At 42.8% G+C, this 23,501-nt stretch carries 24 protein-coding genes; 11 read left to right on the top strand and 13 right to left on the bottom strand.

Features of this window, described 5'->3' with window-relative positions:
• Positions 1-53 precede the first annotated feature (53 nt).
• Positions 54-575, bottom strand: a complete 522-nt coding sequence (locus tag PLE7327_RS03355; RefSeq protein ID WP_015142452.1) for a photosystem I assembly protein Ycf3 — start codon at positions 573-575, stop codon at positions 54-56.
• A gap of 102 nt (positions 576-677) precedes the next feature.
• On the opposite strand from PLE7327_RS03355, the gene PLE7327_RS03360 reads away from it, so the two are divergent.
• The 5 genes from PLE7327_RS03360 to PLE7327_RS03380 all read left to right on the top strand — a co-directional run bounded on the left by PLE7327_RS03360 (position 678) and on the right by PLE7327_RS03380 (position 5,666).
• The gene (locus PLE7327_RS03360; protein WP_015142453.1) at positions 678-908 is read left to right on the top strand and encodes a hypothetical protein; all 231 of its coding nucleotides are present in this window, start codon (positions 678-680) and stop codon (positions 906-908) included.
• Positions 909-915: 7 nt separating this feature from the next.
• Positions 916-2,133 (top strand): AI-2E family transporter, encoded by a 1,218-nt coding sequence (locus tag PLE7327_RS03365; protein WP_015142454.1) that lies wholly within the window; start codon positions 916-918, stop codon positions 2,131-2,133.
• Positions 2,111-3,325, top strand: a complete 1,215-nt coding sequence (locus tag PLE7327_RS03370) for a homocysteine biosynthesis protein (RefSeq protein ID WP_015142455.1) — start codon at positions 2,111-2,113, stop codon at positions 3,323-3,325. Before PLE7327_RS03365 ends, PLE7327_RS03370 begins: the two co-directional genes overlap by 23 nt.
• A gap of 179 nt (positions 3,326-3,504) precedes the next feature.
• Entirely contained in the window at positions 3,505-4,869 is a 1,365-nt protein-coding gene (locus PLE7327_RS03375; protein WP_015142456.1) for an AAA family ATPase, read from the top strand.
• Positions 4,869-5,666 (top strand): hypothetical protein, encoded by a 798-nt coding sequence (locus tag PLE7327_RS03380; protein ID WP_015142457.1) that lies wholly within the window; start codon positions 4,869-4,871, stop codon positions 5,664-5,666. The genes PLE7327_RS03375 and PLE7327_RS03380 overlap by 1 nt, the downstream gene beginning before the upstream one ends.
• Before the next feature lie 35 nt (positions 5,667-5,701).
• Here the strand turns inward: PLE7327_RS03380 and PLE7327_RS03385 are convergent, their stop codons facing one another.
• On the bottom strand, positions 5,702-6,538 hold the full coding sequence (locus tag PLE7327_RS03385) for a metal ABC transporter permease (protein WP_015142458.1): 837 nt from the start codon (positions 6,536-6,538) through the stop codon (positions 5,702-5,704).
• A gap of 64 nt (positions 6,539-6,602) precedes the next feature.
• Entirely contained in the window at positions 6,603-7,349 is a 747-nt protein-coding gene (locus PLE7327_RS03390) for a metal ABC transporter ATP-binding protein (protein WP_015142459.1), read from the bottom strand.
• 72 nt (positions 7,350-7,421) lie between these two features.
• Between PLE7327_RS03390 and PLE7327_RS03395 the strand changes: the two genes are divergently transcribed.
• Positions 7,422-8,498 carry a metal ABC transporter solute-binding protein, Zn/Mn family gene (locus PLE7327_RS03395; RefSeq protein WP_015142460.1) on the top strand — a complete coding sequence of 359 codons (1,077 nt, stop codon included), beginning with the start codon at positions 7,422-7,424 and terminating at the stop codon, positions 8,496-8,498.
• Positions 8,499-8,506: 8 nt separating this feature from the next.
• Here the strand turns inward: PLE7327_RS03395 and PLE7327_RS03400 are convergent, their stop codons facing one another.
• On the bottom strand, positions 8,507-9,448 hold the full coding sequence (locus tag PLE7327_RS03400) for an alpha/beta hydrolase (RefSeq protein ID WP_015142461.1): 942 nt from the start codon (positions 9,446-9,448) through the stop codon (positions 8,507-8,509).
• A 33-nt stretch (positions 9,449-9,481) separates the two neighbouring features.
• Positions 9,482-11,290, bottom strand: coding sequence for a translation elongation factor 4 (gene lepA, locus PLE7327_RS03405; protein WP_015142462.1), 1,809 nt, complete (start codon positions 11,288-11,290; stop codon positions 9,482-9,484).
• 195 nt (positions 11,291-11,485) lie between these two features.
• On the opposite strand from lepA, the gene PLE7327_RS03410 reads away from it, so the two are divergent.
• The 3 genes from PLE7327_RS03410 (at position 11,486) to PLE7327_RS03420 (ending at position 14,060) form a co-directional block, all read left to right on the top strand.
• Positions 11,486-11,713, top strand: coding sequence for a type II toxin-antitoxin system CcdA family antitoxin (locus PLE7327_RS03410; RefSeq protein WP_015142463.1), 228 nt, complete (start codon positions 11,486-11,488; stop codon positions 11,711-11,713).
• A 314-nt stretch (positions 11,714-12,027) separates the two neighbouring features.
• Positions 12,028-13,719 carry an ATP-binding protein gene (locus tag PLE7327_RS03415; protein WP_371265292.1) on the top strand — a complete coding sequence of 564 codons (1,692 nt, stop codon included), beginning with the start codon at positions 12,028-12,030 and terminating at the stop codon, positions 13,717-13,719.
• A 104-nt stretch (positions 13,720-13,823) separates the two neighbouring features.
• On the top strand, positions 13,824-14,060 hold the full coding sequence (locus PLE7327_RS03420) for a NifU family protein (protein ID WP_015142465.1): 237 nt from the start codon (positions 13,824-13,826) through the stop codon (positions 14,058-14,060).
• 66 nt (positions 14,061-14,126) lie between these two features.
• Here the strand turns inward: PLE7327_RS03420 and PLE7327_RS03425 are convergent, their stop codons facing one another.
• The 8 genes from PLE7327_RS03425 to PLE7327_RS03460 form a co-directional block, all read right to left on the bottom strand.
• Positions 14,127-14,921, bottom strand: a complete 795-nt coding sequence (locus PLE7327_RS03425) for an ion transporter (RefSeq protein WP_041391822.1) — start codon at positions 14,919-14,921, stop codon at positions 14,127-14,129.
• Between the two features lie 72 nt (positions 14,922-14,993).
• Entirely contained in the window at positions 14,994-15,914 is a 921-nt protein-coding gene (locus tag PLE7327_RS03430; protein WP_015142467.1) for a prephenate/arogenate dehydrogenase, read from the bottom strand.
• Entirely contained in the window at positions 15,907-16,269 is a 363-nt protein-coding gene (locus PLE7327_RS03435) for a cupin domain-containing protein (protein WP_015142468.1), read from the bottom strand. Before PLE7327_RS03435 ends, PLE7327_RS03430 begins: the two co-directional genes overlap by 8 nt.
• 154 nt (positions 16,270-16,423) lie before the next feature.
• Positions 16,424-16,693, bottom strand: a complete 270-nt coding sequence (locus PLE7327_RS03440) for a hypothetical protein (RefSeq protein WP_015142469.1) — start codon at positions 16,691-16,693, stop codon at positions 16,424-16,426.
• 236 nt (positions 16,694-16,929) lie between these two features.
• Positions 16,930-17,841 (bottom strand): Hpt domain-containing protein, encoded by a 912-nt coding sequence (locus tag PLE7327_RS03445; protein ID WP_015142470.1) that lies wholly within the window; start codon positions 17,839-17,841, stop codon positions 16,930-16,932.
• A gap of 220 nt (positions 17,842-18,061) precedes the next feature.
• Positions 18,062-18,742 carry an HAD-IA family hydrolase gene (locus tag PLE7327_RS03450; RefSeq protein WP_015142471.1) on the bottom strand — a complete coding sequence of 227 codons (681 nt, stop codon included), beginning with the start codon at positions 18,740-18,742 and terminating at the stop codon, positions 18,062-18,064.
• Positions 18,743-18,758: 16 nt separating this feature from the next.
• On the bottom strand, positions 18,759-19,952 hold the full coding sequence (locus PLE7327_RS03455) for an NAD(P)/FAD-dependent oxidoreductase (protein WP_041391825.1): 1,194 nt from the start codon (positions 19,950-19,952) through the stop codon (positions 18,759-18,761).
• A 74-nt stretch (positions 19,953-20,026) separates the two neighbouring features.
• Positions 20,027-20,608 (bottom strand): GUN4 domain-containing protein, encoded by a 582-nt coding sequence (locus PLE7327_RS03460; RefSeq protein ID WP_015142473.1) that lies wholly within the window; start codon positions 20,606-20,608, stop codon positions 20,027-20,029.
• Positions 20,609-20,967: 359 nt separating this feature from the next.
• On the opposite strand from PLE7327_RS03460, the gene PLE7327_RS03465 reads away from it, so the two are divergent.
• Both PLE7327_RS03465 and arsS read left to right on the top strand, forming a co-directional pair.
• On the top strand, positions 20,968-22,179 hold the full coding sequence (locus PLE7327_RS03465) for a methyltransferase domain-containing protein (RefSeq protein WP_015142474.1): 1,212 nt from the start codon (positions 20,968-20,970) through the stop codon (positions 22,177-22,179).
• 261 nt (positions 22,180-22,440) lie between these two features.
• Positions 22,441-23,454, top strand: coding sequence for an arsenosugar biosynthesis radical SAM (seleno)protein ArsS (gene arsS, locus PLE7327_RS03470; protein ID WP_015142475.1), 1,014 nt, complete (start codon positions 22,441-22,443; stop codon positions 23,452-23,454).
• Positions 23,455-23,501: the final 47 nt, after the last annotated feature.

Genomic DNA, 23,501 nt, shown 5'->3' on the forward strand with positions numbered 1-23,501 from the left:
GTGATTAGTTATTGGTTAGTAGTTAGTCGTATTTATCGCTTATCCCTCATCTTCTAGAAATAGACATCCATTTCGGAGCGTCCTGTAGTCTTTAGCCAATTTTGTGCTTCTATATAGTTATTGGGAGCGAGGCGAATAGCCTGTTTCCAATATTCAGCCGCTTTGTCAAAAAATGCTTCGGCTTCTTGAGGTTGTCCGGCTTCTTTGGCTTTTTCGCCTTCGTAGTGATAAATAACGGCAATATTGTTCAATGCTGAAGGCATGCGGGGATTGAGTTCGATCGCTTGATGATAATACTCTAGCGCTCGATCGCGCTCTCCGTTACTTGCGTAGATCAAACCCATATTATAAAGAATGTAGCTGCGATCGGTCGGGTCTTCCTCTAGCTTGAGAGCTTCGTTGTAGTTTTCTAAAGCTTCGGCATATTCCCCGTCCGCTTGAGCGGACATTCCATCGCGGTAATAAACGAAGGCTTCTTTGGCTTTTTGATTAGCCGGCAAAATTTTCAGCAGAATATCTGCCATTACTGTAAAGCTTTTGTCAATAAAATTGTCGTTGCGTTGGGTACGTGGCATGGCTAAACGCTAATGATGAGTATTTATAGTTAATCCTAAACTAGAAATTAGCACGCGATCGCGTGCAATGGTTTAAAGTTATCTCTATTTTGTATTTGTAGAATGAATAGTCAGATAGGGTTTATTGTTAAAGTCTTAATTCTTGCCATCGCGTTGTCTGTCGCGATTAAATATGGCGGTCAAGCGCTGGCAATCGCTCCTACCCCAACCAACGTTTTATTAGGAATTTTACTGCTTCCCGCGCTCGTTGCAGTCGCACTAGGGTGGCGAGCGAGAAACGCGGTAAAGCTCAAAGAGTCGTCACCCGAAAGGTTAAGCCAAAAATCGCTATAGCTAGTCCATGGGAGAGAAAACCTTGAAGTTCGGTCAATGGCTTGGCGTTGTTGCAATCGGAATTGCCCTATACATCATGTGGCAAATTCGGCAGATCTTGCTGCTGCTGTTTGCTGCGATCGTTTTAGCCAATGCTTTAAATATTTTGGTCAAAAGACAGCAAAAATGGGGAATAAAACGGAGTTATGCCGTTGCCATCTCCGGTATTCTTCTAATGGCTGCTTCGATCGGATTTTTTTGGTTAGTCGTTCCCCCTTTTGTCAATGAATTCCAGCAGTTAGTGCAGTTAGTTCCTCAAGGGATCGAAGAGTCGATCGCGTGGCTCGAAGAATTAGGCAATCGCCTCGATCCCGAACTCATTCGAGCTTTGCCCACCATAGAACAACTAACTCAACAACTGCAACCGCTAGTCAATCAAATAGCCGGACGAGGATTGAGTTTTTTCTATAGTTCTTTGGGAATCCCGCTGAGCCTGGTCTTTTTGCTAGTGCTAACTTTTATGCTGCTAGCCGATCCCCATCCCTATCGTCAAGGATTCATTCGTTTGTTTCCTTCTTTTTATCGGCGGCGAGTCGATGAAATTTTGATTCATTGCGATCGCGCTCTCAATGACTGGCTGGCAGGCATTTGCTTTAATATGCTTGCCATTGCTTTGTTAAGTTTTGTGGGATTATCAGTGCTACAAATCCCGCTAGCGCTCTCTCAAGCCACGATCGCGGGTCTGTTTGCGTTTATTCCCACTATCGGTCCCGTCTTAAGCGTCGTACCGCCCATGGCGATCGCACTTTTAGACGATCCCTGGAAAGCTCTTGCCGTCCTGATTTTCTACATTGTCATGCAGCAAGTAGAAACTCAGGTGCTAACTCGCCTGATTCTCAAGCATCATATCTCTCTCTTCCCGGCGATTACCCTACTGGCACAATTGTTTTTTGCAACTGTCTTTGGCTTTTTGGGTTTATTTCTGGCTTTTCCTTTAATCATTGTCGGTCAGGTTTGGCTCAAAGAAGTTTTGATTGAAGATATTCTCGACCGATGGAAAACAGGAACAGATAAGGAGGACGGAGAGACGGAGAGACTCGGAGAAGTCGGAACTCAGAAGTCGCAAGTCGAAAGTCCAAAGGCAGAAGGCTTTTATGCAGAAGGGAAAGAAGGAGATATAAGGGAATCAATCCAAAATCCTTTCATCCAAAATCAAATGACTGATGAGAACGATCGCAGAAATTAACGATAAAATTCGCCGTCAAGCTGCGGTGGCGTGGACGGTAGAAGAACTGAAAGTCAGAGTACAAGACATCGGCATTGCCCAAGCTTTTAAAGAAGTAGATGTCATTTGTACGGGAACCTTTGAGCCGATGGAGTCATCGGGTGCTTTGATTAATCTGGGACATACCGATCCCCCTATCAAAATCCGCCAGTGCTGGCTCGATGGCGTACCTGCTTATGCTGGATTTGGGGCGGTAGATTTGTATGTCGGCGCAACGGCTATGGCAGATTATACTGGTAGCTCAGAAATGGCTGATGGAGAAATTCGCCAGGGCGCAACACTTCCAGAACGAGGTGGCGGTCACGTCATTGAAGATCTAATCGCTGGTAAAACCGTTCAATTGCGAGCAATCGGACAAGTGACAGACTGCTATCCTAGAGCTTCTTATGAAACCACTATTAGCGCTAAAACGATTAATCAATTTTATCTGTATAATCCTCGCAATCTCTATCAAAATTTTATTGTGGGAGTCAACGGGGGCGATCGCCTTTTATATACTTATCTCGGTCCCTTGCAACCCAGACTAGCCAATGCCGTCTATTCAAGCCCCGGTGCCATTTCTCCCCTTCTCAACGATCCAGATTTGCAACTAATCGGTATCGGCACGCGCATTTTTCTGGGAGGCGGGATCGGTTATGTTGCTTGGGAAGGAACGCAGCATTTTCCCCTACAAAAACGTCTACCCAACCGCACGCCCATTGGACCCGCTGCTACTCTCGCTCTCATTGGCGATGCCAGACAAATGAATCCTCGTTGGGTGCGAGGCTGCTATTTCAAAAACTATGGTCCTTCTCTGATGCTTGGCGTAGGCATTCCCCTTCCCGTTTTAAACGAGGAAGTCGTTCGCTATTGCGCCGTCCGAGACAAGGAGATCGTCGCGCCTGTCGTCGATTTTTCCATTCCTCGGCGCGTCCGTCCTACCTTTGGTTTAGTTAGTTACGCCCAACTCAAAAGCGGTCAGATTACCATCGAAGGAAAAACAGTACGAACTGCTCCGCTTGCCAGTATTTTTCTCTCTAGGCAAGTTGCCCGGGAATTAAAGCAATGGATCGAAGCAGGCGAGTTCATGCTTGCCGAACCCGTCGCCTCGATTCCGATGGATCGTTCTTTTTTACCCCAAGATCGTTGGGGTTCTAAAATTACGCTCGATTGACTTTTCCTCTAGTTTTTAGGGGATTCTGGGCGGATAGAATTTAGAAGACTCAAAACCTCAGTTGAGCTTTTAACTTGCCTGGTGTTATGGAAGCGCGATCGCATATAGTTTTTTCGACTTTTGTTATTTCTACAGCATTATTGGGAATTATATGACTGTAGATCGAAAAAGATGGGTTAATGACAAGAGATCAAGAGATGTGGAATCACATTTTAGACAGTATTCCAAACGATGCACACGAAGCGATTATTTGTAATGATTTTGTAGAACCTCTTTTAGAAGAACTGGGATTTACAAAACTAGAATGGTTTCCACAGTTTCCGACAGGTAAAGGGGCTGTAGATTATGCAGCTAGAAAAAATAGTGTTGGTAATATTTTTAAAAATACAAAAACAAATCCTTATGTTCTAATTGAGGTTAAGGGACGAGGAACGGTTGCTGGAACACAAATTAACTTAGCAGACGGAACTCCCCAATACAAAGCGACAAAAGAACAAATCAAAAGATATCTACTTTCTCCTAAATGTCAAACCGCTCGCTGGGGAATTATTACTAATGCAACGCATATTCAGTTATTCCAACGACATGGAAAAGTTATAGTTCCCGCCACTTCTAACTATTTGATTAAAAAAGACAACATCACTCAAATTGTCTCCCAGATTAAAAATTTAATTGATTGTCCTCCTAGAGCCTTATCTATTTGTGTTTATAACAATAAAGGGGGAGTTGGCAAAACGACAACGGTAGCTAATTTAGCGGCAATTCTTGCATATCTAGGCAAAAAAGTTTTAGTTATTGATTTCGATCCACAACAGGGAGATCTGACGGCTTCTCTGAGAAAACAAGAAGGAAAAGTTAAATTATCTGATTGTCTTATCGATCATAAGATTAATGTTCGTGATACTATTCAAAAGTTTCAAATAAGATTTAAAAATCAGCCTACGCCAAAAAATATCTTTGACTTAATTCCTTCTGACTCTGTACTCGAAAAATATATGGAACCTGGGGAGCAAGCTAAAATTCAGGGAGGATCTTCTCGCTTAAAACGATTAATTGAACCTTTATTGCAAGAATATGACTATATTATTTTTGACTGTCCAACAAACTGGACATTTTTTAGTCAAAGTTGTGTTTATGCTTCAGATGTTATCTTAATTCCAACGCAGCATAATAATTTTGCCTCTCTCAAAAACTCTCAAAAAGTTATTCAACAATTCATTCCACAGATACAAAATAAAAAAGAAGATGGAAGACCGATTGCTCTACCAATTTTCTTTAATCATCATAAACCTACCGCTGCTTCAATGAAAAAAACGCATAACTTTATCCAATCTTTATTGACAACAAGTAGCGGTGGAATTAATAAAAACTTACTTCCTTACTACTATCCAAAAGCAAGTTTGGGTAATTTTAATAAATCAATCTTTACTATTCCTGCATATCCTATTGTAGCCAGTGCTGGATTTTCTGGGATTCCTGCTGCTTTAACGCATAAAATCGCACATACATCTTATCTCGCTTTAGTTGAGGAGTATTTTCTATAATGGGTGACTTCGATAATATTGGTAAACTTATGCACTTGCCTTTAGAAGACATTAAACCAAGTGACGAATTTTTTACAGCACCTGAGTTTATTGTCAATGCGGCAGCAGAAGCAGTAAAGACAGAAGGAAGAAATTGGGTTCCTTTAATTGTTCAGGAAATTGCTGAATATAAATATCAAGTTGTCAGTAATCTGTTGGTTTATGCAGTTACAGAAAAAGCTGGACTAGAAAGAGTTTGGTGTATTGTAATCGATCCAAAACCAGAAAATATAGAACAGGCAAAAATTCTAACAGGAGCAACTAAGCCTCGTGTCAATTTAAACACCGCTTCTAGAGAAACTATTCTTGCTGCACTTAATTACTTAATCAAAGAACCTAATAGTGCTTTAAAGGGAGTAGATGCCATTATAGCTACTCAGAAAATTGCCGAAGCTAAGCGAGAAAACTGGCAAAGTTTTAAGGAAATTACCAAATTAAAATGTGGGATAACACAAGGGAAAAAATTAGATGCTTTGAAAGAAGTATTTTTTCTCTCTCCTCCGCAAAAAGTAAAATTACCCCCTCTTCCCGAACCTGTTAGTATTAAACGCGCATCTAGAGATGAAATTTTTGAGCGTCTTAACTACTTATCTACCTATAAGATAGATGGATTTGATACTATCAATCCAGACAAAGCAGCAGATATTATCTTTACAGCCAGTAAAAGCAAGTGGAAAAGCCTAAATCCCATCTCAAAATTAAATTGTGGTCTTAATCAAGCACAAATTAAAACTTTAAAAACTGTGTTCTGCCTCTAATAACAAACTCTGCTTCTCTGCATCTTTGTGCGAGATTAAGCCTTAGCTTTAGGTCGAATTAAAATTCTCTGAGAAGGACTAAATAATAATGCAACCAAAAACAACGCAGAAGAAATTAATACGATCGCGGCTCCAGAAGGGAGATTATTGTAATAACTAATATACACTCCTGCCACACTCGCAAATGAGCCTATTAATGCGCCTAAGATCATCATCTGGTGCAATTCTTTAACTAATAAATAAGCTGTCAGTGCGGGTCCAATTAAAAGAGAGATAACGAGAATTACTCCTACTGCTTGCATGCTAGCAATAATAGTCAAGGTAATCGCCGCCATAAAACAAAAATGAATCGTATTAATCGGCAAACCGATCGCTTGCGCTCCCATTTTATCAAACGTAAAAAATAGGAGTTCTTTATAAAATAACCAAACGACTAAAAGAATAATCGCAGCAATAATAGCTGTTCGATAAATATCATGAATGGTAACGCCTAAAATATCTCCGAAGAGAAAACTATCTAAATCTAATTTGCTCTTGAGAACTGTAATTAGCGTAATTCCTAGCGCAAAAAAAGTAGAGAAAGTTAACGCCATAGCTGAATCAACTTTAACGCGAGATTGAGCGCGAATTAAGGAGATCAAAAATGAACCCAGAAGCCCCGATGCAAAAGCACCAATGAGAATATCAATTCCTAAGAAAAATGAAATTACCAGTCCGGGAAAAACACAGTGGGCGATAACATCTCCCAGAAGTGCCATACGCTGAACGATTAAATAACTGCCTACAACTGGACAGAGAATACCAACTAGAATGCCGATCGCGATCGCGTGTCTCATGAATTCATAATTCCAGGGTTCGAGTAACCAATTCATATTATTATTAGTTAATAGTGATTGATTAGTTGTTAAGAGAAAATAGTCGCTCTCCTACTAACTACTAACAAAATAGCGTATTGTCCCAATCGGGTTGTAGAGAGCTTTGTAAATTCGTCCCATAAGCGCGACATAAATTTTCAGGAGTCATTACTCGATCTGGACTTCCATCTGCAATTAAGCTTCGATTGATCAGCAGCAGTCGATCCAACTGGTTCAATACCCCTCCCCAATCGTGACTGCTGATTAAAAGAATTTTGCCCTCTCTTTTGAGTTGGGCAAACACCTCTAACATAATTCTCTCGGTTTTTGTATCCACCCCAGTAAACGGTTCGTCTAATAAAAATATTTCCGCTTGTTGCGCTAAGGCGCGGGCAAGAAATACCCGTTGTTGTTGTCCGCCAGAAAGTTCTCCGATGCGACGGTGACGCAGGGAATACATTTCTACCCTTTCCAACGCCGCTTTTACAATTTCTTTGGCAGCAGCGCCAGGACGACGAAACCATCCTAAATGTCGGGTTCGCGCCATTAGGACGACATTCCAGACAGTGATGGGAAAGTCCCAATCGATTTGCGATCGCTGGGGAATATAGGCAACTTTCTGTAATTGTTGGTGAAGGGGACAATTACAATAATGCACCACGCCACTCGCTGCTGGAATCAGTCCCAGCATGGCTTTTATCAGGGTGCTTTTCCCCGCCCCATTGGGACCGATAATACCTACCAGTTGTCCCGGTTCGATGTGAAAACTAATTCGATCTAAGCCTCGCACTTCTCGATAATTGACACTAAGTTGCCGAACATCTAACATGAAAAGTCGAGAATAATAATGATAACAAAACTCATTTTACTCGTCCCAGTTAATTAGAAGTCTTAAAAATCTATGATTCCTACCCCGCGTCAAACCTGGGCAAAAGCTGCTGTCGTTCTGGCTGTAGGATGCTTAGTTGGTTGCGGTCAATCTACGCCCACTACTCAGACTAGCCAGATTAATCCTGCCGCAACTCCAGCAGAAGTAGAAAATACAGCAGGCGATCGCCCCAAAGTCGTAGCAACTACCAGCGTTTTGTGCGATCTGACCAAACAAATAGCTAGAGATACAATCGATCTGACCTGTTTATTGAAACCTGGAGTAGACGCTCATGTCTACGAACCCGTACCCGAAGACCGCAAGGCAATAGAAAACGCTCAACTCATCTTCTATTCAGGCTACGATCTAGAACCGAGCTTAATCAAAATCATCAAATCAACCTCTAATTCTGCACCGAAAATTGCGGTTGCCGAAGTAGCAGTTCCCGCTCCTCTCATGGGCGAAGAACACGAACACAGGTACGAAGGCGAAGGTAAAGAACACGAGTATGAGGAAAAAGACCAAGGAGAACAAGTTCCCGATCCTCACGTCTGGCATGACGCTCAAAATGGCATTCGTATGGCAGGCGTAATTCAAGCTAATCTGGCTCAGTTAGCTCCTGCTAATGCCGAACTGTATGCTAAAAATGCTCGAGCACTCAAAGAAGAATTGACCCAGATTGACAGTTGGATAAAATCTCAAATTGCAACGATTCCCAAGACGAATCGGAAGATAGTCACCACCCACGATGCAATGGGATATTATGCCGCTGCCTATGGCATTCCTGTTGAAGGAGCGATTCAAGGAATCAGTACAGAAGAAAAGCCCACTGCGACGCGGGTAAAAGAATTAGTCGATTCGGTTGAAGCAACTAAAGTCCCGACAATTTTTGCAGAAATTGTGGTCAATCCCAAGCTAATTAAAACCGTTGCCAAGGAAGCTAACGTTAAACTATCAGATCGCGAACTTTTCTCCGACAGCTTGGGCGAACCGGGTTCGCAAGGCGATACCTATCCCAAAATGTTAATTGCCAATACTCAAACCATTGTCGAAGGCTTGGGCGGGAAGTTTACGCCTTTTGCAGCTCAGAATTCTAAAGAATCTGAGTAACTTAAGAATTACTGCTTCAAATGTCGCTCGAAAAAATTTAACGTTATCTCCATCAGATTTGGATCGAAAGGTTCTCCATTTTGCCCTCTGTAAGAGTGCTTTAAGTTGCGATCGCGAACGTATTCAACTTCAACGCCTTTCTCCTGCAAAGCTTTGACTAACAAATCGCTTTGACTGACGGGAACGACATCATCTAATTCCCCGTGAACGATAAGAAAAGGCGGATCGCGCTCGTCGATGTGAGCGATGGGATTGGCGAGAGCAGCTAATTCACGGCGTTGCGAGATGGGACCGCCGAGTAACCGATAAACCACTTCTGTTAATTTTAGCCAGGGCTGGCCTTGGTTTTTTTCGAGAACTTCAGGGGTAGGAAATTCCGCAAACGCTCTGGGAAATTTTGTCAAGTCCGTCGGCCCGTACCAATTGCTAACTGCTTGAATTTTACTGGAGATTGGTTCGTTGCCCGTCGCGCCTTCCAAGCTGGGAACTCCAGCTGAAGTTCCCAGTAGGGCGCTCAAATAACCGCCCGCTGAATCTCCCCATGCCCCAAATCGATTGGGATCGAGATTATATCGAGTTGCATTTTTTCTTAACCAGCGAACGGCGGCTTTAACGTCGTGAATCTGTGCCGGAAAGATAGCTTGGTAACTGTAACGATAGTTAATACAAGCTAAAGCCAATCCTCGTCGCGCAACCAATTCGCCCGGACAATCTTCTTTATTTCTTTCTACCCAACCGCCTCCATGAATAAAAATCAGAACGGGTAGAGGTTGGGAAGAGGCAACTGTGGGTAAATAGAGATCGAGCAATAATCTTCCTTGACTGCCCCCAAGCGAATAGGTGCCATATTCGAGGTCTTTTAAGACAGTAACGCGATCGCTACAACCGAGCCGGAAGAATAGACCGACCGAGATTAATACAAGCAGCCTTAAGGAAGATAAAAGCTTCATCGAGTGCGCGATCGATACTAAGTCCAAATTACGTTACTGCTCCAATCGCAACACCGCCATGAATGCCTCTTGAGGAACGTCTACGGTTCCTATCGCTTTCATACGCTTTTTCCCCTTGGCTTGCTTCTCTAAGAGTTTCTTCTTACGACTAATATCGCCGCCGTAGCATTTCGCCAAAACGTCCTTGCGCAAGGCGGGAATGTGTTCGCTAGCAATAATCTTACTTCCGATCGCGGCTTGAATGGGCACCTTAAACTGATGGCGGGGAATCAATTCTTTTAGTTTTTCCACCAAAGCGCGACCGACGTAATAAGCTTTATCGCGATGGACGATGGTTGACAGCGCATCCACGGGATCGCCGTTGACCAGAATATCTAGCTTCACCAGAGGATTTTCCCGAAAACCGAGCAATTGATACTCCATGCTCGCATAGCCGCGCGATCGCGATTTAAGCTGGTCGAAAAAGTCTGTCACCACTTCTGCCAAGGGCAATTCATAAATCAAAGCCGTCCGAGTTTGGGTAAAGTAGCGCATATCCTTAAACGTGCCCCGACGACTTTGACACAATTCCATCAGTGCCCCGACAAAGTTTTCAGGACAAATAATTTCTACCTGAATGTAGGGTTCTTCGATTTTTTCCCGTTTCTGTGGCGGCGGCAATAGGCTGGGATTGTCAATTTCTATAACCTCTCCATCTACGGTCGTGACGCGATAGACTACCGAGGGAGCCGTCGTAATTAAGTCCAGATTGTACTCTCTCTCTAGTCTTTCCTGGACGATTTCCATATGCAACAAGCCCAAAAAGCCGCACCGGAATCCAAATCCCATCGCCGATGAGGTTTCGGGTTCGTAGGAGAGGGCAGCATCGTTGAGTTTCAGCTTTTGTAGGGCATCTCGCAGATCTTCGTATTGGTCGGCATCGGTGGGAAATAAGCCGCAGAAGACCATCGGTTTGGCTTCTGTATAGCCCGGTAGCGGTTCGGAGGCTGGGGCTTGAGCTAAAGTAATCGTATCGCCGACGCGCGCATCTGCCACGGCTTTAATTGCTGCCGCCAGGTAGCCAACTTCTCCGGCATGCAGTTCTTCAACCTGGATTTGGTTGGGAGACAGTACGCCTAATTCGTCGATTTCGTATTCTTTGCCCGATGCCATCAGGCGAATGCGATCGCCTTTTCTCACTTTGCCGTCCATAACTCGGAAGTACACGATTACTCCTCGATAGGGATCGTAATAACTATCGAAGATCAGAGCGCGTAGGGGGCGATCGACAGTATCGGTTGGCGGGGGAACTAAATGAACGATTGACTCTAAAATTTCATCGATGCCAATCCCAGCTTTTGCCGATGCTTTGATAATATTGCTGCAATCTAGGCCGACGATTTCTTCAATTTCTTGCGCTACCCGTTCTGGTTCGGCACTGGGAAGGTCAATTTTATTGAGAACGGGAATGATTTCGAGATTATTTTCTAACGCCAAATAGACGTTGGCTAGGGTTTGTGCTTCGACTCCTTGGGAAGCATCGACGACTAACAAGGCTCCTTCACAGGCAGCCAGAGAACGAGACACCTCGTAGGAAAAATCTACGTGACCCGGCGTATCGATGAGATTGATAACGTATTGCTGACCATCCTTGGCAGTATAGTTCATTCGCGCCGCCTGTAATTTGATGGTAATTCCTCGCTCGCGTTCTAGATCCATATTGTCGAGGAATTGTTCCTTCATCTCTCGCTGAGCGACAGTACCAGTGATTTGTAACATGCGGTCAGCCAAAGTAGATTTACCATGGTCGATGTGAGCAATAATCGAAAAGTTACGAATGCGAGAGACGGGAACGTCAGTCATAGAGGTCAAGTGTGATTTGAGTAGTAGTTCGTAAAAAGCAAGAATCCTTAATCTATTTTAAAGTTTAGCTTCTGGATTTTATTGTAAGCTCGATCTGTCGTGGGCGATGTCAATTATTTGCGTCTTTGGGCAGAAGCGCTATTTGAGCGAGAACGCTGGCTACTACAATAGAAGTAAGAATAATAATAACGACTTATGAACGATAATATTCATCAACAACGTTCTGCCGATAAAGTTGAAATATCAATTCATTTAGATTCAGAACTGTTGGCTCAAATTCAACATCTGACAAACGATCCCAGTCGGATAATAGAAACGGCAATCAAACAATGGCTCAGAAACGAGCGCGAGGGGGATGACGACCTGGCACGTTCCTTACGGCGCAACCCGCCCGTACCGCCTAGAGGCGAATGGAATGACTGAAACAAAGCACTGATGTTTTCTGCTTGAGAGCAAAGTTAAAATTCTTTTTTAGAGGTTAAACTAGATTTCCTGTCAATCGGTATTTAATTCCCTAAAATCTGTAGATTAGTTAAAATTTTTAACGAAAAGCTATTTACTGTTATTTTGGGGAACTATTGGGGCATTTTAAAGTTGGGGGTGTGGAATAGGCTAAGCGCGTCGCAGTCGCAATATCTAGTTTTTTAGTGCATGCCTAAAGTTTTCGTACTCTAAAACTGGTGCGAACCATGAATCCTCTGCTTGATGTCGGTGCTCTTCCAAGGCAAGGAATGTCTATGAAAGCCGAGCTGGCGAAATCCAAGCCCAATAATAATTGGCAGCATTTAGGAGCCGAGCTGGTCTTTACTCAAGATAGCTCTGGAAAATATCTATCTTTTTACTGGCAAGCAGCTTCAGATTATGGAATTGGGGAAGAAGAAATCGTTGGCAGCTATCTTGAAGAAACCTTAACTCCAGTTCGCATCAAAGCTTACTACGAGAGGGTTAGACGAGTATTAGAGAGAAGAGTTCCCGAACAATGCCACTGTCTGTTCCAGTATCGGGGGCAAACTTTGCCTTTTGAATTGGTTATTAGCCCGATCTTACCAAAAGAAGGCAAGCCTCAAGCCGTCTTGGTCATGGGACGTTTATTAAGCGAGACAGAAATTGCCCTGACTGCCAATACCGATCTTCCTCCCCATCCAGGACCCTATCAAAAGCTACTTACCAATATCGCCCGAAAAATTCGCCGCACCTTGGATCTGACAACGATTTGGAAGCAAACGGTCGATAGCATTGGCGAGGCGCTGCAAGTCAGCCGCTGCTTGACGCTTGCCTGCGATCCCAAACAGAGGTATCTGGACGTCAAAGCCGAATACTGCCAGCAACCGTTTAAATCGATGCTGGGATATCGTTTGGATGGCAAATCCGAAGCGTATTGGCAACAAGCTCTATGCCAGCGAGAACCCGTCATCGTCGAGCAACTCGTTGAGGACAGATTTCAAGCAAAATCTATCTTAGTCGTCTCTACCTTTTACCAAAATCAACGCAATGGGTTAATCTGTCTTCAGCAATGCGATCGCCACCGCTATTGGACTCCCGCAGAAATTGAGTTAGTCCAAGAACTCGCCGACCAAGTGGGAACCGCGATCGCCCATGCTACTCTCTACAAAGAACTCGAACAAGCTACCCTAGCGGCAGAAGAAGCCTCTCGCCTCAAAAGCGAATTTCTAGCCAGCACCACCCACGAACTACGAACTCCCCTCAATGGCATCATCGGCTTTCTCAAGCTGATTCTCGACGGCATGGCAGACGACCCCGAAGAACAGCGAGAATTTCTTGAAGAAGCCTATAAATCCTCTCTTCATCTGCTCAATCTCATCAACGACATTCTCGATCTTGCCAAAATCGAAGCTGGCAAAATGGATCTAGAATTGGGTGCCGTCGAGCTAGATGAGTTATTGCAATCAGTAGATAACTTTACTCGTCCCCTGGCACAGCAAAAAAATCTCAGCTTTAAGATTAGACCACCTCAGACCCTAACGCCAGTGATTCTCTATGGCAACTATCAGCGTCTGTTGCAAGTAATGTTGAATTTAATCGGCAATGCCATCAAATTCACTCACGAAGGGGGAATCGTCGTGAGTGCGGAAATCTCTAAGAAGAAAGTGAAACACGACAATCAAGAGTTTCCCGGCATCGTCAAAATCAGCGTAGCCGATACGGGAATAGGCGTTTCTCTAGAAAAACAAGCCAAACTGTTTGAAAAATTCGTGCAAGTCGATGGCTCTCTAACTAAAGCCTATGGCGGAACGGGTTTGGGACTAGCTATTTCCCAGAAGCTTGTAGACGCGATGGGAGGACAGGTAGACTTTTATAGCATGGGAGAAGGATTGGGTTCGACGGTCACTTTTACCGTCCCTCTCAATCATATGCCCGTCATGAAAAGCGTTCAGTCGATCGACGATTCTTTCGATCTGGCAAGTTAAGATTTTTCTATAGAGAGCGTCCCGAACGGTTTGTCCGATTGCGATCGCCTTAACGGTAGGATAGAAGTGGCTACAATTTAAAAGTAGTGAATTGAGGTCAACGTATGTCATTAGCACTGACTCCAGATAACGTCGAGCAAGTCTTAGATGAAATGCGCCCCTACCTAATGGCAGATGGCGGTAATGTCGAACTGGTTGAAATCGATGGTCCTATAGTTAGACTGCGCCTACAGGGAGCTTGTGGTTCTTGTCCCAGTTCTACTATGACGCTGAAAATGGGCATCGAGCGCCGTTTGAGAGAAATTATTCCTGAAATTGCTGAAGTAGAACAAACTATGTAGGTCAGGTAGTTCTTTGTGAGTAGTTATGAGTAGTTAGTAGTTATTAGCAATTCGACTAGCTACTAACTATTTCAACCAATCTTTTAACTTCGTACCGCAGATTTTACAATAATTGGCATCAAAGTCGTGAATTGATAGTCCGCAACCCGAACAACTTTTTTGTACTTGATTGGTTGTTTTGAGTAATTGCTTAACTAACTCGCCTACCTGCCAAGGAATTAATAAAATTCCCGTTAAAATCATTAACACGGTTAAAAAGCGACCAGTATCAGAAATAGGAGTGACATCGCCAAATCCCACCGTTGTCATGGTCACGACTGAAAAATAAAGAGCATCGAAGAAGTTTCTAAAAATAGTAGGATTGACGGAATGCTCGGCTTGATAGATAAAGCCGGAGTAAACAAAAATAATTGAAAATAAAGTTAATAATATTCTGGTAAGAATTACTCCGTCTTCTGTTTCGATTTTAAAGATAGAAATTTTAAACTCAAGAAATCTAATCAGTCGCAAAAGACGAAACCATCTAAAAATCCGAATAAATCTAATGTCCATTACCCCTATTATTAAGGGAACTATCGCCATTAGATCGAAAATAGAAAAGAGACTAAAAACAAATTTTATTTTAGACTCAGCACACCAAAAGCGAATTAAATATTCTATCGTAAAAATAACCAAAATTGCTATATCGATGTTATCTAGCCAAATTCTTATTATTTGGGGAATGGAATAAGTTTCTGCAACAAATATAGTTAATGATAAAAATATTAGTCCTAAAATGGTTAAATTAATCGTTTTTCCTATAGGGTTTTCAATATCTTCTAAGTAATGCGAAACTGTTTTTCGCCACGAAATGAAATCCATACCAATTGTCAAAGCAGTTCGCACTAATTCAAAAACTTCTTATGAGAATTGTATATTGATGGAAAATTGGTATTAGTTATCAATAATTGAACAGTGAGATGAAGATAAAAACTCAGGTCGCGATCGCTGGGTTAACTCAAGAATGCTTTCAAGATTATCCCAATTTTCCCGTTCGATTGTATCAATTAAGCGATCCAACCGAGCGCGATATGAAAACAGCGATCGCAACAAATTCTCTTGATTATACTGTGCCATCATTAAACCTAATTCTGGATTTCCCGCGCCAACGCGACTGGTATCGCGAAACCCCGAACTTGCTAACTGTTTTGCTAACTTTAATACTTTTAGATCGGTTTCGCTCGTGCAAGCATCAATCAAAGCTGCACTTACTACAACGGGTAAATGGGAAATCCAAGCGACAGCGCGATCGTGTTCTTCTGGCATACAAGTATAAATAATCGAACCCAGCGATTGCGCTATTTCTTCAACTCGTCGGGTAGCGATGGGAGGAGTGGTTTCTGTTGGGGTTAAAACGTAAGCAGCACCGACAAATAAATCGTTTTGTGCCGCTTCAATCCCTTGCCGTGCAGTTCCTGCCATAGGATGTCCGCCAACAAAATTTTTCCATAACTGAGAACATTCTTCGACGATAGAAGTTTTTACCGAACCGACATCAGTAACGATAGTTTTAGGAAGAAGATAAGGAATTAGTCGTTTGAGAGTTGGAGTAATTTTATCAATAGGCGTACAGATAAATACTATTTCTACTCCTTGCAACAGCTTGGTTTTCACTTCATCAACTTCGCTGTTCTCCGACAGGACGATATACTCATCAACTGCGCCTATCTGTTTTGCTTTCTCGCAAGTCTCTTGGCGATGAGAGATTCCGAGTACGTTAAAACTGTGCGATCGCAAATCTAATCCCAACGATCCACCAATTAATCCCAGTCCGACAATTCCTATCGTCGTCATTTGTTCTGTGCTACTATTCATAGACTGTTTCGTCTTCCTTACGCCATGCCGGATCGACGATACAGATAAAGACTAGCGGTTCGTCTGCGCAATTGCGAATATACTGCTTGGCATTGGGTGGGATATAGACTGCATCTCCAGGTTCGACGATTTGCGTTTCTTCGCCGATGTGCATTTCTCCCTTCCCGCTAAGGATGTAATAAACTTCTGAGGTTTTTAGAGAATGGGGTGTCGAAGTTTCCCCGACGGGGACGACGGCATGAGCTAAACTGTAGCGCAGTTCTATTGGTTGCTTGTCAGGATGCAGCAATTCTCGCAGGCGAGTGCTATCTCCTGCGAGAAATTCTTCACATTCTTTCAGTTTTTGAACTAACATAACGCGCGAATTGTTGTCAGGAGTTAGTCAATGATTCATTAATCATAGTTCGAAATCAAAAAATAATTCGTAACTCTGTAGAAACGTTCGAGAGAACGCCTATACTAACTTTCGATCCAGCACGCTACCGCAAGTCTCTATCAATCTTTGTATGTTATCCAGGTCGATAATCGGAACAACCGATCGCTTGTTCTGTATTGGCAAGTGTCGGTTGTACCGTACATTTGAGATGGTAATCGTTAGTAAAAAACTGACAGTTAGCGCAAGGGATTTGATGCATTTGCTTAGCTTTGGTGGCAGTATCGCGAATGATACTCCACAACGTCCAGCTTAGTAAAATAATAAAACCCCAAGCAACGAAAAAACAGATAGGAACAAGGAAAGGTTGTATGGCTTGAATTAAACTGCGTAGGAGTTGAATCACCGCTGATCCTTAGCCCGAAACGTCACTTAATAATAATCGAGTCTTTGATTGATTTAAGCGCGCTTTGTGCGTTCTCGATTCTATCTTGCGATAGATAAATTTAACTTCCCTTACCTAGTATAAGAGTGAAGATTGAATTATGCTTTAAAAATTGCTTCAGATGGGGCACACAGACGCGAGCGCTCGCGTCCTCATCCCTTCAACCGATGTAAAAGCCAGTCCAATTTCACCAATACCTAACTTCCCGCACTCAGTAATTGAACGATCTGAGATATCTGCTGTTTGTTGAACACTTTAAGCAAAGTTTTTGCTGCTGCTTGGGGATCTAGAGCGATGGTAATCTGTTGTGGGGCTTGTGAGTGAGCCACAACCAGTTGTTGTAGCTCTGGAGTAATAGCAATTTGACTGCCTTTGCCCATCTCAAGAAGATCGCCGCCCTGTTTCAGTTCTTTGATAACGACAGGGGCAAGGACGCGATAGGATAGTCTAGGATTGGCGATCGCCGCATCGGCAGCTTTTAGAAGCTTTTGCCAGCCTTGCTCGCCAGGAGCTAATTGTGCTAACCCGGCACAGATCTTCCGCAGTTGTTGGCGGCTGGCAGGCGTATCTTGTTGCTTGAAGAGCTGCAACATTTGCATCAGTAGGTTCTTCACCTGGGGCGCGATCGATACCTTGGCAGGAGCAGTCCGCACTGCCAACATTTCGTCTCTAGGAGCTGAGACAGCGCCGCCGAGCAATTGTTTGAGGTAATCTTGCAGTTCGACAAACTTGGGTTCGGAGCGCGAGACGATCGCGTCGGCTTCTTCTTCTTGAAGTCCCATCGGACTTTGCAGGTGTTCGATTAAATCCTGAAGAACATCGTATCCGGTCAGGAAAAGAGATTCCAGCTTTCGATCGACCGATAGGGTATGTTCTTTGAGAACTTTAAAAGCATCTTCTAGACGGTGAGCAGTTTTCTGAATGCTGCCGTAACCTAGCATTGCTGCTCCCCCTTTAATCGAATGGGCAGCCCGAAACATTTCGTTGACTCGTTCGGGATCTTCGATGACCGAAGACAACTCCAGTATTCCACGTTCGAGGGTTTCGAGGTGTTCTTTGGCTTCTTCTATGAAATAGCCAAGAATTTTTTGCTGATTTGCGGCATCCAAGGCAGTTTCTCCCAATCTGAATAAGGTTCGCTATCGCTAGGTTACTGCCGCCTTGCTCGCAATTTGAGCTAGGCTGAGATGGCGACATAACCCGATCGACTATCTCCCAATGCTTCGCGCAAAAAGCAATTTAGGAGATCCTAGTAATAGTATTCCCTAAAATTTCCAAAAAGTAACAGAGGATAGGGATAAATCAATTTCATCATAGATTTAAAAGTAACTACGGCGATCCGCGAAATATTTCCGAAAAAGAGCGTTTGATGAGGAAGGAAGTTAGTCCTGCTGCCTTCGCTCCGTGATAGTCTTCTTTTAAGCTATCTCCAATGTGCCATGCCTGTTGGGCGAGACAGTTATGTTTTTGTAGTGCGACCAGAAAAATTTGACTGTGGGGTTTTGCCGCCCCTACTTTTGAAGAAATTGTGATACTGCTAAAAAAATCTTTCAGTTGCAAGCGTTCCATTACTGAATACAAGCGAGTATCAAAATTAGATATTATACCTAGTTGAATGCCTTTTTGCTGCCAGTGTTCCAAAGCAGGAACGACATCGGGATAGACGTACCAAGGCCGATCTGTGGTGAAGTAGGCGTAGAGTTGGCTAAAGAAGGCATCAAAGTCAGAAAAGCGATCGAGAACACCAGCTCCCTCAAAAGTCTCCTTGGCGATCGCTCTCCACCATTGATACTCCAGTTCGGGAATTTTGGCAGCATCGATTCCTGGAAAAGCTAGCGGACTGGAAGTTTTGAAGCTTTGGATAAAGGCTTCGTCGAGGCGTTCGGGCGAGATATCTACTCCAGCTCCCCTGGCGATCGCGCTATAAACTTCGCCGACGCTTCCCTTTATACCAAATAAAGTCCCGACAGCATCTAAGAAAATGACTTTTGGTTGTTTGTCATTGGTCATTAGTCCTCCGAGCTATTCACCTTGCCAGCAATTCTATAACGGGCTGGGTTATCCAGTTCAACCCGACGTTAAGTTGATGTTTTAGGGTTGGCAGGCGATAGAGATAAATCAAACGCCGCAGAATATAGGCTGGTATTCCTTCTAGTTTCACTCCCAAACCGCTAATAGTGGCATTATCTATTCCCAAGGTCATCATCTCGCCCATAGAGAAGTAACGGAAGGGCAATAAAGGTCGTCTGGTAATAGAGGCCCAGATATTCCAAGCGCAGAAGTCAGACTGCTGAAGGGCAGATTGAGCGGTAGCTGGAACTTGTTGTCCGGTTATATCCTGACAATTGGCGACATCGCCGAGGGCATAAATTTCGGGGCGATCGCTTGCTTGCAGAAAAGCATTTGTTGTCAGCAACCCGCGTTGATCGTGCTTGAGGGGTAGTTTTTGGATCGATTCGGAAACTTGAGTTCCCACCGTCCACAAAACTATATCTACCGGAATCGTATCGATTTGTCCTTTATAAAGCAAGGAGATGGTATCCGATGTTATCGACTGGACTTCCGTATCCAAGTCCAGCCATACCAGTCGTTTTTCTAACGCTTTCTTGGCTGCTTCTCGGTTAAATTGTGGGGAGGTAGCGAGAATTGTGGCTTGCTTTTCGATCAGCCGCAAGCGTCCCCTCTCTCCTAAGCGATCTGCCAGCTTGCAAGCGAGTTCGACTCCACTGTAGCCGCCGCCAACGATCGCGACGCGGATCTTGTCTGCATCGGACTGTTCTAAGATTCTCAGTCGTTCTCCGAGTCGATAAGCATCGTTTAGAGTCCGAAACGGGATCGCGTGGTCTTTTGCTCCTGGAATGATATCTAGGGGAGTTTTGCCGCCGATGGCAACGACCAATTTGTCGTAGCTTATGCTGGTTTCGTTATCGAGTTGTATTTCTCTAGCTTCAATATCGATACCAGTGACGCAAGCTTGTTTGAAGAGAATGTCCGTACCTGAGAGCAGTTCTTCAAAAGGCGGAGCAATTTCCCAACTCTGCATTTCTCCGGTCATTAATTCGTATAACAAGGGAGAGAATAAAAAGCGATCGCTTTTGTCGATCAGAGTAATTTCCGGTTGGTAAGAATTATCCCAGGGGAACTGGGTTAGGCGTAACGCGGTATATAAACCCCCGAAACCGCCACCAAGAATGCAGATGCGTATAGTTTGTTTGTTCATAAGACCAGGCTCAGGTGTTATATGCAAGGCGACTGTATTCAGCATAGCAAGGGAATCGCTAGCTTCAAGGACATCTATAGCCCGCAACCAATCAGTCGCATAAAGAAATGATGCGCTATCTTGGGTCTGTAGGGAGAATGCCAACAATAACCGGGAAGACTGCCAGTTGCTAAGGATTTGGAGAAATCAAACTCATCGAACTCTAGCCATCTTTTCTCGCGATACCAACCTAATTGTTCGCCCAGGCGAATTAAAATTTCGTTATTGTAGGCTCTGAGAGTATCCAGATTTCCTCCTAAGCTATGGTATAGATGTAGCTGAATGCTAAAGCCAAAAAGATCCTTACTGTATTTTCTCCAAAGGCGATCGATAATGCGAGTTCCATTACAGCAAAAGCTGTTCATATCTTCAGGAGTACAACCAGTTTGCGAATCGTTGCCTGCAATTTCTTGCATGACCCTGGTCGTCTCTAGGTCAGCGTCTTTCCACTTACCTGCCTTTAGCAAATCTCGCAATTTGCCATATCGGTGTAGATCGGGAAGTAATAAACGAGTTTCCTCTAGTTCTTCTTCCAGACGAGATATTCTCTGTCCAATCGTCGTTTCTAGTTGAGCTAAACGCGAGAGAACTTCTGATTCAAATTCTGGATCGAGCATGGGATAATTTTATGAGGTCGGTTTCTAACTACTCTAACAATCGAAAGGAGCCGAAGAAGTTGACGGCTTCTAGAGGGATTTTTCGTGCATTTTGTATTCCTATAGCGACGAGTCAGCTTGCGGTGCGATCGAATACACTCGCTCGGTAATCGTTGTTTTTTGTTGTCAATTTCTTGATTTCAGATCTTGGGATTCGGCAAATTTCAAGCTAATTTTCAGGAAAAACTCATTTTTGCTTATTTTAATAGTTTTTCAAGGAATAACTGTTAAATTTGTCCAAGGTTATTTGAAAATAATTTTAGCTTTAACCTATACTTTTCTTGATTTCATTGTAGTTAAAGTAAAAAGGAAACTCATCCGTGACTGAAACCTCTATCTCTCAACAGCTGTCTCATTCTTCAACCCTAGCAGGTTATGACATCGAAAAGGCAGTTTTAGAACGCTACCAAGCTGGTGCAAAGCAACAAGAACCTAGCTTGTGTTGTCCTACAGAGTATGAAGGAAACTATTTAGATATTCTGCCTCAAGAAATTATTGAGAAGGATTACGGCTGTGGCGATCCTACTCGTTACGTTTCTGTGGGCGAGACGGTGTTAGATTTAGGTTCTGGTGCCGGAAAAAATTGTTATATTTTAGCGCAGAAAGTGGGTGCGACGGGCAAAGTCATTGGGATTGACTTCAATGATGAAATGCTGGCACTAGCGCGAAAATATCAATCTGAAATTGCCAGAAAAGTTGGATATTGGAATACGCAATTTTTCAAGGGGAAAATCCAAGATCTTAAGCTAGATTTAGAGAAAGTAGAAGCATGGTTGCAAGACAATCCGATCGCTTCTATCGAGCAATTTAGTCAATTTGATGCCCAATGCGATCGCTTGCGCGATAAATCCCCTCTCATTCATGATGAAAGTATCGATTTAGTCATCTCTAACTGCGTTCTTAACCTAGTTTGCCCTAAAGATAAACAACAGTTATTCCAAGAAATTTATCGCGTTCTCAAACGAGGCGGAAGGGCAGTTATTTCTGATATCGTTTGCGATGAAGATCCGACCCCAGAAATCCTTAATAATCCCGAACTATGGAGCGGTTGTATTTCTGGCGCATTTCGAGAAGATCTCTTCCTTAAAATGTTTGAAGAATTCGGATTTTATGGTATTGAGATTCTCAAACGAGATGAAAAACCATGGCAAGTTATCGATGGAATTGAATTTCGTTCCGTTACTGTTCGTGCTTTTAAAGGAAAAGAAGGTTCTTGTTTAGAACGCAAACAAGCCATTATTTACCAAGGTCCTTGGAAACAGGTACAAGATGATGACGGTCACACCTTTTGTCGTGGAGAAAGAATGGCAGTTTGTGATAAGACTTATCAAATTTTAACTAATCCCAATAGTCCTTATGCCAAAGATATTATTCCCGTGCCTCCCTATCAAGAAATCTCTCTAGAAGAAGCAACAAACTTTAGCTGTAAAAATAAAGCCATTCGCCATCCAAAAGAAACCAAAGGACACAACTACCATCTCACCGAAATTAACAATGATGCTGGTTGTTGTAGTTCAGGTGAATGTTGTTAACAGCTACCCAGCAGGGCTATTTCATTCTCGAAAGCCAGAGAATAAATTCTCTGTCTAATCCCTTAAGTCCTATAAGACGGACTTAAATTTTAAGCCAAGAAATTCATTTCTTGGTTAACTGCAATCAGAATGAAATAACCCCGACAGTTACCGGTTATCAGTCAGTCATTGGTCGTGTGTTTTTTCTTTATCTATCTTTCTTATCTCCTCTGCATCTGAAGGATCGAATTAAAAAACTTAGTAACTAAGCCAATATTTATAATGACTCAATCAGCATCTACTTCTCAATTCTTTCTCTCAGAAATTACTCCATTTCAAAAAAAACTCAATCGCCCCTTAACTAAGCAAAAAATTACCATTCTACAAATTAATCTAGGCAAGCGTTGTAATCTAGCTTGCAATCATTGTCATGTAGAAGCAGGACCAAAACGAACAGAAGAACTATCTTCAGAAATCTGCGAACAATTAATCGAATTAATTCATTGTTTTCCTCAAATTAAAACAGTTGATTTAACTGGCGGCGCACCAGAAATGAACTATGGGTTTAAACCGCTAGTAGAAGCTGCCAGAAAAGCAGGAAAAGAAGTCATTGTTCGCTCTAACTTAACTATCTTTTTTGAAACTGGATATAAAGATTTGCCAGAATATTTGGCTAAGTATCAATTGCGAGTCATCGCATCGCTTCCCTGTTATTTAGAAAACAATGTAGATCGACAGAGAGGCGCAGGAGTTTATCAGGCTTCAATTAAAGCAATTCAAAAATTAAATCAACTCGGTTATGGAAAAAAGCAAGATCTAATTCTAGATTTAGTTTATAATCCCCAGTTACCTAAAAATGATAACTTTTCTCTAACTCCTAATCAAGTTAGCTTAGAACGAGATTATAAACAATATTTAGAAGAAAATTTTCAAGTCATTTTTAATCGCTTATTTGCTATTACTAATCTTCCTATTGGTAGGGTCAAAAATTATCTCAATAATAATCATTTATATGTTCCCTATCTAAAATTTTTAGAATCTCACCATAATTCCAGTACTGTTTCTCATCTAATGTGTCGCAATCAGCTATCAATTGATTATTTAGGTAATGTATATGATTGTGACTTTAATCAAATGGAAAATCTTCCGGCTACTTTACCCAATGGAGAAGCTTTAACAATAGTCAAACTATTAGAAGCAGGCAATCTCGACTTAATTCAAGAAATCAAAACCGCAGCCTACTGTTATGGGTGTACTGCTGGGAGCGGTTCGAGTTGCGAAGGAGCATTAATTTAATAGCTTAAGTGGACTGATGTGAGCTACTAGCCTAGAAGATTGGTGTT

The sequence above is a fragment of the Pleurocapsa sp. PCC 7327 genome, assembly GCF_000317025.1.
Taxonomy (GTDB): Bacteria; Cyanobacteriota; Cyanobacteriia; order Cyanobacteriales; family Microcystaceae; genus Hydrococcus.